The 13,514-nt window shown below is 40.2% G+C and carries 11 protein-coding genes; all 11 read right to left on the reverse strand.

From position 1 onward, the window contains the following. Positions 1–115: 115 nt before the first annotated feature. The 11 genes from HT689_RS02100 to HT689_RS02150 all read right to left on the reverse strand — a co-directional run bounded on the left by HT689_RS02100 (position 116) and on the right by HT689_RS02150 (position 13,509). Positions 116–1,864: an ABC transporter ATP-binding protein gene (locus HT689_RS02100; protein WP_173226714.1), complete on the reverse strand. Its 1,749-nt coding sequence runs from the start codon at positions 1,862–1,864 to the stop codon at positions 116–118. A 1-nt stretch (position 1,865) separates the two neighbouring features. Then, entirely contained in the window at positions 1,866–3,590 is a 1,725-nt protein-coding gene (locus HT689_RS02105) for an ABC transporter ATP-binding protein (protein WP_173226716.1), read from the reverse strand. 60 nt (positions 3,591–3,650) lie between these two features. Continuing rightward, positions 3,651–4,589: a peptide-methionine (R)-S-oxide reductase MsrB gene (msrB, locus tag HT689_RS02110; RefSeq protein WP_173226718.1), complete on the reverse strand. Its 939-nt coding sequence runs from the start codon at positions 4,587–4,589 to the stop codon at positions 3,651–3,653. Positions 4,590–4,825: 236 nt separating this feature from the next. Then, positions 4,826–5,695, reverse strand: coding sequence for a homoserine kinase (gene thrB, locus HT689_RS02115; RefSeq protein ID WP_173226720.1), 870 nt, complete (start codon positions 5,693–5,695; stop codon positions 4,826–4,828). A 1-nt stretch (position 5,696) separates the two neighbouring features. Then, on the reverse strand, positions 5,697–6,983 hold the full coding sequence (locus tag HT689_RS02120; protein ID WP_173226722.1) for a homoserine dehydrogenase: 1,287 nt from the start codon (positions 6,981–6,983) through the stop codon (positions 5,697–5,699). 150 nt (positions 6,984–7,133) lie between these two features. Beyond that, the gene (gene mecA, locus HT689_RS02125) at positions 7,134–7,871 is read right to left on the reverse strand and encodes an adaptor protein MecA (RefSeq protein WP_173226724.1); all 738 of its coding nucleotides are present in this window, start codon (positions 7,869–7,871) and stop codon (positions 7,134–7,136) included. A 199-nt stretch (positions 7,872–8,070) separates the two neighbouring features. Beyond that, positions 8,071–9,105: a prephenate dehydratase gene (locus HT689_RS02130; RefSeq protein ID WP_173226727.1), complete on the reverse strand. Its 1,035-nt coding sequence runs from the start codon at positions 9,103–9,105 to the stop codon at positions 8,071–8,073. Next, positions 9,098–10,567 carry an O-antigen polysaccharide polymerase Wzy gene (locus HT689_RS02135; RefSeq protein WP_173226729.1) on the reverse strand — a complete coding sequence of 490 codons (1,470 nt, stop codon included), beginning with the start codon at positions 10,565–10,567 and terminating at the stop codon, positions 9,098–9,100. The genes HT689_RS02130 and HT689_RS02135 overlap by 8 nt, the downstream gene beginning before the upstream one ends. 15 nt (positions 10,568–10,582) lie before the next feature. After that, positions 10,583–11,569 carry a glycosyltransferase family 2 protein gene (locus tag HT689_RS02140; protein WP_173226731.1) on the reverse strand — a complete coding sequence of 329 codons (987 nt, stop codon included), beginning with the start codon at positions 11,567–11,569 and terminating at the stop codon, positions 10,583–10,585. Between the two features lies 1 nt (position 11,570). After that, the gene (locus HT689_RS02145) at positions 11,571–12,674 is read right to left on the reverse strand and encodes a glycosyltransferase (RefSeq protein ID WP_173226733.1); all 1,104 of its coding nucleotides are present in this window, start codon (positions 12,672–12,674) and stop codon (positions 11,571–11,573) included. Then, on the reverse strand, positions 12,664–13,509 hold the full coding sequence (locus HT689_RS02150; protein WP_205380490.1) for a phosphorylcholine transferase LicD: 846 nt from the start codon (positions 13,507–13,509) through the stop codon (positions 12,664–12,666). Before HT689_RS02150 ends, HT689_RS02145 begins: the two co-directional genes overlap by 11 nt. Between the last annotated feature and the right edge of the window lie 5 nt (positions 13,510–13,514).

Genomic DNA, 13,514 nt, shown 5'->3' on the forward strand with positions numbered 1-13,514 from the left:
AGTTTAATCTTTGATTTTCATTAAGTATTACAGTGAACAATTTTTCTAGCTATTGTAACAAAAAAGTTACCTGAAGGCAACTTTTTTCGTCCATAAAATTTCAAAAGAGAAAGGATTATTCAGAGCTAAAAGCTGCAGCTTTTAGCATTTGGTAATACTTGCCCTTTCTAGTCATGAGATCCTGATGGTTCCCATACTCAACAATATCACCATCCACTAAGACTAGAATCATATCCGCATCCTGAATGGTTGACAAGCGGTGGGCAATGATAAAGCTTGTGCGCCCCTTCATGAGTTTAGCAAAGGCATCCTGTACCAACACTTCTGTCCGCGTATCGATAGAAGAAGTTGCCTCGTCTAAGATGAGAATCTTGGGAATAGCCAGAAAGACTCGGGCTATGGTCAAAAGCTGTGCCTGACCTACAGAGAGAGATTCACCCGCATTTTCAAGCTTGGTATCATAGCCTTGTGGCAACTGTTGGATGAAAAAGTCGGCATTGGCTGCTTTGGCAGCAGCAATCACCTGCTCTCGACTGGCTTCAGGATTACCAAAGGCAATATTGTCATGAATGGTCCCTTGCTTGAGCCAGGTTTCTTGGAGCACCATGCCAAACTGCTGTCGTAGCGAAGCACGACTATAGTTATAAATAGATTTCCCATCCAGCAAGATATCTCCCGAGTTAATAGGATAGAAACGCATAAGAAGATTGATAAGGGTTGATTTACCAGCACCTGTCGGACCAACAATAGCCACCTTGCTACCAGCTGGGATGTCAATAGATAAATCCTTAATCAAAATCTTTTCAGGATGGTAGCCAAAAGAGACCTGTTTAAAGGAAATAGCTCCCTTAACTTGGTCACTAGTCAAGACTTCCCTGCCTGTTTCAGCCAACTCAGAGCTTTCTAAGACAGCATAGACACGCTCTGCACATGCCAAGGCACTTTGCAATTCGGCTAGAACTGAAGAAATATCGTTAAAGGGCTTGGTGTACTGTTGGACATAGTTCAAAAAGGTCACTAAGCGTCCAATAGTCAAGGTGGAGCCTATCATGATACGATAAGCTCCCACTCCAGCTAGAAGGGCATAAATGAGCGCATTTACAAAGCGAGTCGAAGGATTGACCGTTGAAGAATAAAAGATGGCTGACTGAGAATAGCCTGCGTAGTTGTCATTAGCCTCACGCAGTCTTCGTATAAACTCTGCCTGAGCATTAAAAGACTGAATAATGGTCTGCTGGCTCAACGATTCTTCAATCAACTGAGTCTGAATTCCCCTCGTCTCTGTTTGCTTATGGAAGAGATGATAAGATCGTTTGGCAATGAAGCGTGAAATCACCATTGACAGTGGCGTCAACAGCAAGACCAATAGAGTCATGAGGAGATGAATCTGAAGCATGGCTAGAATACTAACCAAAATCATCAAGACTCCAATGAAAAATTGGTTAAAAATCATTGTTAAACCAGCTACCAACTGTTCGATGTCCGTGGTTACACGACTGACCATCTCACCACTACCTTGCCTATCTACAAAAGCAATCGGTAGACGATGGAGCTTATGGATGATTTTCTCTCGCAAGTCTCTGGTATAAGAGAAGATTAGGCGATTATAAAGAAGAGGATTTACCCATTGTACCAGAGTATTTCCTATGACCACCAAGATCATTTGAACGAAAATCTGCCAAAAAACCGATGATGAACCAATCACTAGAACTTGGTCGATGACCTGCCCAATCAGAATAGGTAGGTAGATTGATAAGGCAACCTGGGCAATGGTTCCTAGAAAGGCTAGGAAAAGGAGGAAAGGATGACTTGATAAATCTTTGGCCAAACGTGTGAGTGTTTGATTTGCAGTTTGTCGTCTCATGCTAGTTCTCCTTTCCATGTTGGGATTCATTGATTTCGCGATAGACTTGACTGGATTTCATCAAGTCCTCGTGCTTGCCGATAGCTAGGAGCTCACCTTTTTCCAAGAGGAGAATCTGGTCTGCCATCCGAAGTGTTGAGGTTCGTTGAGAAATTAAAATTAAGCTCGTATTTGGTGAATTTTCTCGGATAGCTTTTAAGAGCTTGGACTCAGTGATAGTGTCCAGTGCCGAGGTCGCATCATCTAGGATGAGAAATGGAGTTTGGCGCAAGACTGCTCGTGCGATAGACAGCCTTTGTTTTTGACCGCCCGAGAAATTTCGACCTCCTGCCTCAACAGTGGCATCCAAGAGCCCTTCCTTTTCACTAACAAAATCCTTGGCTTGTGCAATTTCCAAGGCCTGCCAGAGTTCTTGGTCAGTTACTTCTTGATGTAAACCTAGAGTCAGGTTGGAACGAATGGTTCCTTTAAAGAGCTCGACTTTTTGAGGCACATAAGCAATCCAAGACCGCCACTGCTCAAGATTACGAGGACTAGATCCGTCTCTATAAAGATCTATGCTCCCCTTGTCTGCTGGATAAAGTCCAAGGATGAGTTGCACCAAACTTGATTTACCAGAACCCGTTCCCCCAATAATACCAAGGATTTGCCCTTGCTTCATATCAAAGGAAATGTCTCTCAGAGAAGGCTGGGCCGCATCAGGATAGGTAAAGGTCAGTTCTTGAACTTGTAAAACCTGATCACTGGTAGCTTGCTTTTGTTCTAGCTCTAAGTGAATATCTTCTGGAGCCTCAGCAAAGACTTCCTCAATTCGCTTAGCTGAGATGTAGGACTGGTTGAGAGAATTTATCAGCATGGCTAGCTTGACCAATTCCACCAAAATCTGTAAGAGATAATTGATGAGGGCAATGAGGGCCCCTTGACTGAGCAATCCTCCTTGAATGGAAACATATCCCTGCCAGATAATAACGAGGAGAGTTCCATTAACAATCAGATAAGTCAAAGGTGTTAATAAACTAGACCAGAAACCTGTTTTTTCTTGTAATCTAGCATAGACTTGGTTAAGAGTTTGAAAAATCTGTAACTCTCGTTTTTCTTGTCCAAAAGCACGAATAACCCGCATCCCTTGTAATTGCTGGCGTGTTTCCTGAACTAGTTGGTCCGTTTTCTTTCTGAGAACACTGTAGAGAGGATTGACCAATCGAGATAACCCTACAATGACGATTGTCAAAATGGCAACCATGACCAAAAACCAGAAAGTCAGCTCAGTTGAGATTCGATAAGCCATAAAAATGGCACCAAAAACGATAATAGGCGCTCGCAAAAAGAGACGCAGGAATTGATTGATACCAGTCTGAATCTGGTAGGTATCCGAAGTCAAGCGAGTCACCAAACTAGAAGTTGTCAGATGATCTCTGCTATCCTTAGGGAAAGACAAAATATGACGATAAAGATCGTTTGTCAATTCCTTGGTAAAACCTACCGCAGCCTTAGCTGAGTAAAACTGGGCTATCAAGGCCACTAAAACGCCAATTACTGCAAAGATAAGAAGCAGGCCAATCTGCATCCAGAGATGACCTTGATTTTTCTGGGGCAATGATTGGTCAACAATCCCAGCAATCACCATAGGAACCAAGAGCTCAAAAACAGCTTCTAGTAGCTTGAACAAGGGAGCTAAAATTGATTCCCTGATGTAGGGTTTAAAGTAAGATAATAGGTGTTTCATAAATCCCTTCTATTCGTATTCTGGAAATGAAGAAAGTGGGAAGCGCCCACCCTCTCTGTTTTATTTGTTTAAGTAAGGAAGTAAATAGCCATATCCTGCTTCTTCCATCTCATCCTTGGCCACAAAGCGCAAGGATGCAGAATTAATACAGTAACGAAGTCCACCTAACTCCCGAGGCCCATCTGTGAAAACGTGTCCCAAGTGAGCATTGCCTGAACGAGAACGAACCTCAATTCGCTCCATTCCATGGCTGAGATCCTTGTAATAATGAATCAATTCCTTGGAAATCGGACGGCTAAAACTTGGCCAACCACATCCTGAGGCAAACTTATCCTTGGCAAAAAAGAGTGGCTCACCCGTCGTGATATCAACATAAATCCCTTCTTCAAAGGTTTGGTCATAGGCATTGGTAAATGGAGCCTCTGTAGCAGATTCTTGGGTGACACGGTAAGACTCTTCTGATAAGCTTTCCTTCAACGCCTCTTGACTAGGCTTTTCATAGTTGGCTGCGTCAATCAATGGCTTCTCAGCATCAGTCACATCGATATGACAGTAACCAGAAGGATTTTTCTTGAGATAGTCTTGGTGGTAGTCTTCAGCCAGAATGTAGTGGCGAAGTTTCTCCACCTCTACTGCAATCTTGCGACCAAGCATGCGCTCCTGCTCCTGCACAACAGTATAGATAGCTGGCAAATCTGCTTGATCTTGGTAATAAATCCCAGTTCGATATTGGCGACCACGGTCATTCCCTTGTTGATTAATGGATAACGGGTCTATGACTCGGAAATAATAAAGTAAAATTTCTCTGAGTGACACTGCTTTCTCATCGTAAATCACTTGCACCGTCTCTGCATGGTCTGTTTCCTTGAGCAACTGGTAATTGGTCGTTTCGACTTGCCCATTAGCGTAGCCAACACTGGTTGCTAGCACTCCAGAAATGCGTGAAAAATACTCCTCTAAACCCCAAAAACAACCACCTGCTAAATAAATTTCTGCCATCTTTATTTCTCCTTTATCACGTTTTTAACTAATACTCTTCGAAAATCTCTTCAAACCACGTCAGCTTACATCTGCAACCTCAAAGCACTGCTTTGAGCAACCTGCGGCTAGCTTCCTAGTTTGCTCTTTGATTTTCATTGAGTATGGAATATAGTTTTTCTTTCTACTAGACTTCTTTTCAAAAAAAGGATAGGAAGCCCTCTGATCGAGAGTTTCCCCATCCTATCTTCTATTCTTTATTTTGCTTCGACACGGACACCTTGGGTATCAACCTTCAAGTCATGAAGTTTTCCTTTGAAGGGTTGCTTTTCCAATTCTGCCTTAATCGCCGGCATCTTGTCATGAGAAGCCAAGACCATAACTGTAGGCCCAGCACCTGAGAGGTAGGTTGCATAGGCACCATTCTCTTTGGCTACTTGCTTAATCGTCGCAAATTCTCTCACCAAGTCCTGACGATAGCGCTCGTGGAAGAGGTCTCCCTCGATTGCTTGCCCAGCGGTCACCATGTCTCCTGCCAACAAGGCCGCAACCGCCACATTGGCGATAGAACTAGCTGCAACAGCTTCCTTATAGGACAATTTCTTAGGCAAGACACCACGGCTGTCTCGAGTACGCAATTCATAGTTTGGAATGTAGGCTAGAAAATCACATTCTGGGAAGTCTGCTACAATAGCTGAAACTTCCCCATCAACAGAGCTTGCAATAACGAGATTACCATAAATGGCCGGAGCTACATTGTCAGGATGGCCTTCAATCTTAGTCGCTAACTGCAATTTTTCATGATCAGACAAGTTGAGCTGACCCAGTTGGTTGGCTAGTTCAATCCCAGCTACAATAACCGAGCTGGAAGAACCCAAACCACGCGCCAAGGGAACATCACTGGTCATTTTCAAACGTCTTGGTTGCAAGTCTGGTACAATTTGCAAAGCGATTTTGAGCAAGAGATTACGCTCGTCATGTGGAATCCATTTGCCAATCTGGTGTTCAATTAGCCACTCATCTCGTTCTTCGCAAACCTCGATTTGAAGATACTTGGTTACAGCTACACCGACCGAGTCAAAACCTGGCCCGATATTGGCACTGGTTGCGGGTACAATAATCTTCATCTTATTCTCCTAGCACCTTGAAGGTATTCAAGAGGTCGAATTCTGAAACCTTCTTCAATTCAGCTGAGACATTTTCAAGCTGGGCTTTATTAATCTTGTGTGTAATGATCACAACACGCGCCTTGTCACCCTCTTTTCCATCTTGGAGAATTTTCTTGAAGGAAATATCTTGGGCATTAAAGATTTCAGCCAGTTTCAAGACCTGACCTTTTGAGTCTGGAGCCAAGATTGAGAAGTAGTAGTTTGCTTTGACATCCTCTGGATTTGCCAAAACCAAGGCACGACTGTATTCGTTGAAGTCTTTACCAATGGTACCATCATTCAAGCGGCGAACGATACGGACAATATCCGCCACAACACTTGTTGCAGTTGGTTTTTGACCAGCACCTGGTCCGTAGTACATAGACTCACCAATACCGATAGATTCTACAAAGACAGCGTTCATTACGCCATTCACACTGGCAAGTGGATGCGCTTTAGGCAGGAAGGTTGGAGTCACTTCCGCAGCAATACCTGAAGGAGTTTCTTCGATTGAACCAACCAATTTCACTACATAGCCAAGTTCTTGGGCTACAGCTACGTCTTCTGGTGTGATGTTGCGGATTCCCTTGTGGGCTACATCGTCAAAAGCAACCTTCATGCCAAAGGCAAATTGGCTCAAAATAACCATCTTGTAGGCTGCATCAATCCCATCTACGTCATTCGTCGGGTCGCTTTCTGCAAAACCAAGTCTTTGCGCTTCCGCAAGAGCATCATCGTAAGACCAGCCTTCTTCCACCATCTTGGTCATCATGAAGTTAGAAGTTCCGTTGACTACTCCAAGCACGCGCGTGATTTTGTCAGAAGCCAAGGAATTTGCCAAGGTACGAAGAATTGGAATCCCACCAGCTACTGCTGCTTCGTAGTAAAGTGCTACCTTGTTAGCTTGAGCGATTTCTAACAATTCTGCGCCATGGACAGCCAAAAGGTCCTTGTTAGCAGTAACAACGTGTTTTCCAGCTTCCAAAGCACGAGTGATAAAGGTCTTAGCAGGTTCGATACGCCCCATCAATTCCACTACGATCGTAATATCTTGGTCTGATAAAATATCATCCACATTGGTTACAAAGTTAAAGTCATTCCCTGCTGCAAGCAAGCGATTCTTTTCATCTTCATCCTTGACCAATACCTTGGCAACTTCAATCTCTGAATGTGCTGATTGATTGATTTTTTCTCCATTTTCCTTTAGGAGGAAAGGCACGCCACTTGCAACGGTACCAAATCCTAGTAAAGCAATTTTAACTGTCATGTTTGTCTCCTCGAAATTTGCTAATATAGCCATTATAACAGAATTTTGTGAAAATTCCTATTATAGTAAATCACTATTTCAGTATAAAAAGAAAAAACGAATCCCATGATTCGCTCTTCTTAAAATCTAGAAATAGCTTTCCAGAAAGGATTATCCAATCTTTTGCAGATTAAGCACTGCATCATGATTCATCAAGACTTGACCATACTCCTGCAAGACTGATCGACTGATGTCACTATCGTCTGCAAACTCGCGCATACGGGCCAACAGCCAAGCTGGATATGGACTTGGATGATTTTCAATATCCACTAAAATGGTCAAATAATAGCGCTCATTCATCTTGTAGAGTTCAGAAGTTTCCATCTCAAAAGTCACTGTCTTGGCAAAAGCCACCAACTCAGCTAATTTTTCAAAAGAAAGGATGTAATAGATGTAAGGCTCTTTCTTACTTTCAACTTCTTGTTCAGCCTGTTCCTGCTCTTCTTCCTTGGCTTCAACTTGCTCTAGAGATTGAATCGCTTCGATATCATCTTTAGTCTTTTCTGCGATGCTTTTTTCCAAGGTTTTGATAAATTCATCTGGAGACATTTGAGCCAATTCTTCCATATCTGGTAAATCCGATAAGTCTTCAAAATCTAGATTTTGGTCAATCTTTGATTTGGTTACAAAGACATCTACCTTATCAGGTTTTGGAGTCACACGGAAGCTCAACATGCCTGTATCCAGAAAGCTATCAGGCATCTCTAACTCATCCAAGATAGCATAAAAGAACTCTTCTGTTTTTTCTTGAGGAACAAGAAAGTCAGCAATCTCCATTCCACGATCCATCAAATCCTCTAAAGACATCGTGATTTTCAAAGTTGTATCACTAATTTGTTTCATTTTCATTGCTAGTAACCTCATACTTTCAGTTCTATCTATTATACTAGATTTTTACGATTTTATCAAAAGAAGGCTCCTCTATACGGATAGATTTTCCCTAGGGTATTTCTATAGGAGACTCCAAAAGAAAATTTCTGCAGACAGATAGAAAAAGCCTTCAAAATCGGCTCTTAGCCGACTTTGAAGACCTTATACATCAGAATACTTATAATTTAAAGGTTGCTACACCGAGGATAGAACGATTTAAGTTTCTGAGAATTTGAAGACTTTGCTCAAATTTCTTATAACGAGTCACTCCGTACTCTTCAACAAGAAGGACTGTATCTCTTTCTAAAAGCGATGGCACATCTTGTAAATCGACAAAATGCATTCCTTTTAAAGACTCTTGATTTTGTTTCAATTTATCTAGGATAGCTTTGTTTGAGCTAACGATAGTCAATTCCTGTCCAGCATTTTTGTATGACAAAACATCTGCTAGGTTAGCAATTGTTGTAATCTCTGTTACAAAATCAATTTGATATTGAGAAAAATCACCTGCTCTATTGATTGTTGGGTTAAAGAGATAAACCAATACATTTCCCATCACAACCAAAATCACACAGACTACTCCAATAACAGCTAAACGGAGAATCAGATTTTTCACATTTAATCCAAGCGCTGTCTCACCATTTGCATTCAATTCTTTAGAGTTGATGGTTTCCAATTTTTCAATTTTTACATTTGCAAAAGTGTGTTTAAATTTCTCAATCAATCCATCAATTTTTCGCTCCAACAAGTCATTAGTATCTTTACTTGGTGTCAAAATTTTCACACCAACCCCTGCATCGTCAATCATATAGTAGACAGTCAGTTTTTTCCACCAATAATCATTCGTAGAATTTTTCAAGGTTGTTTCTGTCGTATCTAATTCACTGGCAATTTTTTTCAACTCACTGGGCTCTACATCATTGAAAAGATAAGCTCCATTCAAATTACCATCAATCAATTTCCCATAAAAATCACTATAACCACCAATTTGATGATTCAAAATCGTTTTGGCCGAATCTTCTGGAGGAGTGATTTTATAGCTAAGATAAGTTGAATAACTTGTTGTATCTTTGACAGTGTTTTTATTCCTAACTGCTTTAATTGTAAATGGTACAGCAATGAGAGCAAATAAAGCGATAAGAGCTAAAATATTTACTTTTCGTTTTTTATAAAGATTTGCAAACAAATCAGCTACTGAATAATGTTCAAACATGATTTTTTTCTCCTTTGTTGAGTAGATACTGGTTTTCTTTTGTAAGCATTTTTGCTACAAATATAATCACAAGAACAATTCCCCAGAATTGCATTGTAAATAGATTGAAGAAACTTTCTGAAAAGCTACTTCTTGGCATAAAGAATAGATTATTCAAGATGAGTAAGGACAAGGCAAATAGGATTGTTCTTGAGCGGTAGGCTACTTGCAACATGGCTATAAATAGCATACCGAGCAAGAGACTAAGTAGAAAGACTCCTATCATACCATAGTCTGTATACAACTCCATGATATAACTACTTCCGATACCATGTCCTTTCAAATATTCCTTGTTCAAAACAAGATAGGATAGATTGTGGGCATAACTATTACTATCAATAGCTAATTCCACACTATTGGTTGTATGCTCAAAGGCTTTTCCTCCGAAAATGGACCCCAAACTCCCCCTTGCAAAATAATCAAGAACAGGACCAAAAGTAAAATTACGGAAATCTCGGTAAGGGAGGCTACTGTTAAATAGAAAACCTCGAGCCAAGACACCAAAACTAGTCCCTTGTTTATAGATAAAGTCAAGTAAGATATCCCAGAAACCTGTATGGGAAACTTGAACATTATCCCGTACATAATTGAGCACTCCCATCGCTAACATGAGAATAGGAGAACCTAAAAAAATCGCTAACTTTTCTTTAAACCCAATCCATTTTCCCTTTTCAGTTTGCTCCCGCATAAAGTAATAAACAAAAGCAAATAAAATACTTAAAATAAAGGGATTTCGTGTCCCAATTGCCAAATGAATGGTATTGGCTACAATAAAGGAGATAAGCACTGCTGTTGCCTGCCATTTCTTTGGCTTGGTTGCCAAATACATACACATTGCATAGACCGTAAATGTTGATAAGATATAGGTAAAATAAGGCAGTTTACTTTCAAAATTTGCATAGTAGGCATAGTAGGAAGTCTGCAAGCGATACAGGAGTCGTTCAAATAACCGAATGAAATAGAAAGGATAGGTTAGAAGAAAAACTCCTAGTGATACAAAGCGTAACCGCTTGGTATAAATCTCTTTTAGAGAATTTCCTATATTTGCTACTTTTATTTTCTTCCTAGCTATGAAGTAACGAGCCAGGACGCCTCCTGTGGTCAAGCCCAGAATCGAAACCATGACAACTATAAAGGCAAAACGATAAGCTATCGGATGATAGGTATCCAGAGCGCCATCCCTAAAATAATCAATGGTCGGTCTTGATACCAGAAAGACAAAAATGGTTAAATAGAAAATAAAATGGATTAAGTAATACTTGATGTCATTCCAGCAGGCAATTAAGCTACTAACCAGTAAGAACAATAAAGTAGAAAGCAAGCTAACATTGTTATTATTAAACAGATATACTATTCCACTTACTAGCGTCATGGCATAACTGACTATGGTCAAACTAAATAACAATCGTTTTCCATCAATCACTTGCTCACCCCCGTTCTAATGTAATTTTTTAGATTTTTCAATATTTTTTAGTAATAAAAATCGGTATAAGGAAATATTTATGAATAGAGCCAAGGCACTAATTCTTCTCCCCTTACGGAAAATTGGATTCCTAGCAATAGCAAGAGCATGACCTTTTAAAAAACGATGAATCTGAGAATAGGCTTCAAACTGTTTATACTGATCATCTAGCAACATCTTATCCAGAATAAAGAAGTGGGCATAGGCCAATCTGAAAAAAGCAACCTCTTTCAAATCAGGATAGTTTTTCATAACTTCATTGTAAAACTTTTGGTAGATATCAATATAGGCTAAATCCTTCTCTGCATAGGGTTTGGTCGTAATACTATCCCCTCTATGAAAATAGTAATAATAGGGTTTGGTATTAACAACGTACCTCTTGGCCAACTTGATCAAATCAAAATGATAATAGGCATCTTCGTAAATCAATCCCTTAGGAAAGGATAGGGCAGTTGCAATCTCTCTCTTGATTAGCTTATTGCAGATCGTTCCAGGTATTTTTTCACCTATAAGGTATTCCCTTAGAAATGTTTGAGAATCACAGACAAAATAGTCATCCTGATTAGCTGACTGTGGACTTTCATCATTAGCATAGACATTCATGACACCACAGCTCGAAACATCCGCATCTTCTTGAACTAATTGCTCATATAAGTTCTGAATCATTTCTGGATGGATATAATCATCTGAGTCAATAAAAATCAGATAATCCCCGTGAGCCTGCTTCATTCCATCATTTCGTGCTTGCGACAATCCTTCGTTCTTTTTATGAAGCACTGACACCCTGTCATCTTGTTCAGCGATTGAATCACACAAGCGACCACTCTCATCTGTTGCACCATCATCAACAAGAATAATTTCCAAATTCTGATAGGTCTGCTTCTGAATGGAAGCTATCGATTTTTCTAGGTACTGCGCCACATTATAAACTGGCACAATGACACTAATTAATGCAGTTCCCATGCTACTCCTCTAATAGTTTTTCTACTTGTTCGATTTGTTTGGCAATTGTGAATTGTTGAATGAATTGGCTAGCCTCATCGACATCAAAGTTTGAGGCAGAAGTCATGTAGTTCGTAATTGCCTGAGCTGCCTCTTGATTGCTCTCAATGATTTGTCCAAATCGTCCTTCTTGTGATAGTTCCTCAGCCCCTCCAACATCCGTAGAGACAAAAGGGATTCCAAGGCTCAAGGATTCCACATAAACACCAGGAAAACCTTCTTGTTTAGACATAGACAAGAGAACTTTCATCTGAGACAAATATTGATAAGGATTTTTTTGATAACCAAGGAAATGTACATGGTCCTCAAGCTCATACTCTTTGACTCGCTTTTTCAGTTCCTCTTCCATATCACCAGCACCTATAAAGTAAAGGTGATAGTTTTTCCCCTCTTGGTGTAATAATCGTATCACTTCCACCACACGGTCAGAACCCTTATTTTCCTCAATCCGTCCGATAGCACAGATACTTTGAGGCGCAATCTCGATATCAATCTTCTCTTGAGATTTTTCTAAAATAGTCTTAAAATCATATCCATTGTAGACCGTCTGTAATTTAGAATCATAATCTGGATAGACTTCCTTGATAGAATGACTGGTCTTTTTTGAAATTCCTACAATGATATCCGCATCATCCAACTGGCGTCTATGTGATTCCCTTTTGGAGCTATCCTTAAGAAATTCTTCGATACTTCCATGAATCCAAGAGATTTTCTTGACTTCTTTTCTTTTAGAAAACAACAGTGGTGGATTCATAATGGTAAAAGAAACTTCAACATCATAGTCATCTTTTACAAGCAAGCGACGAGTCAGCCTTGGAAAATAAATTCTCATTCTCCACAAAAAAGCTCGTAACCATCTAGCTTGGCGATAATCTTGAAGAGATTTTAAAATGCCTACATGCTTGGGAACAGATTCGTATCCCTTGTCAAAGTGCTCCATTTCAAGAATATCAATATCATACTTTTCTGGATCCAGATTTGAAACAATGGTAGACAGAATCTTTTCTGCACCGCCTCCGAGAGAAAAAGACCACATAAAAAATAAGATTTTTTTCTTAGCCACCATATTCTCCTTTGTATTCTGTATAAGACTTATCCATATCAGCGATGACAGCATCATGATGCGGCATCTGCTTGTCTGCTGGCGGAGGAGTCATATAATCGTCAAAAGCAGTGCTGAGATAGGCATCGTAGCCAACTGGAATAGGCATCTCTGTTCCTTCAAATGGTAAGAAAAGATTGTCTTCAAAAGATGCTATTGGATACTTGTTTCTCATGTAGCCAGGACCTGAGCATAATTCCGTAATTCCATCGCTCTCAGCTAGACTGTACTTGGTCATTTCTTTTTCAGCTTTTTTCCAAATGCGATAACGGAGAGATTTTGGAGTTAACCCCAGTAAAATACGGCTTCCCCACTTCATAAGTGCGCCATGCTTTTCTGGAATAGTTTGAGCACAAAAAAGAGAATAAATCAGTGCCCAACGAACCTGTTTTTTCCGCTCAGCTGGATTTTTAGGATAATAATCTAAAGGCAAAACATCCAAAGCCAAACCATGTGGCAAATCCAAATCTTGCTGGTAAGGTTTAATGCAGGTAGTTTCCTTGTCACGAATGGTAATAAAAAGATTACGGTCGACAAAATCCTTGTGACTCTTTGACAAGAAATAACGCTCATCTGCATAGCGAGGCCATAATTCTGCCAATTTTTCATAGTCCTTACGGGGCATAAAAAAGTCTAGGTCGTCATCCCAAGGAATAAAGCCCTTGTTTCGAAGGGCACCAATAGCACCCCCTCCACAGAGATAACAAAGTAAATCATGCTCCTTGCAAAAGGCAACAAAATATTCAGCCATCTCCAGACTACGAGCCTGAATTGCTTTTAAATCAGTCATATTGTTCATTTTTC

The sequence above is a fragment of the Streptococcus sp. 2342 genome (assembly GCF_013276795.1).
GTDB lineage: Bacteria > Bacillota > Bacilli > Lactobacillales > Streptococcaceae > Streptococcus.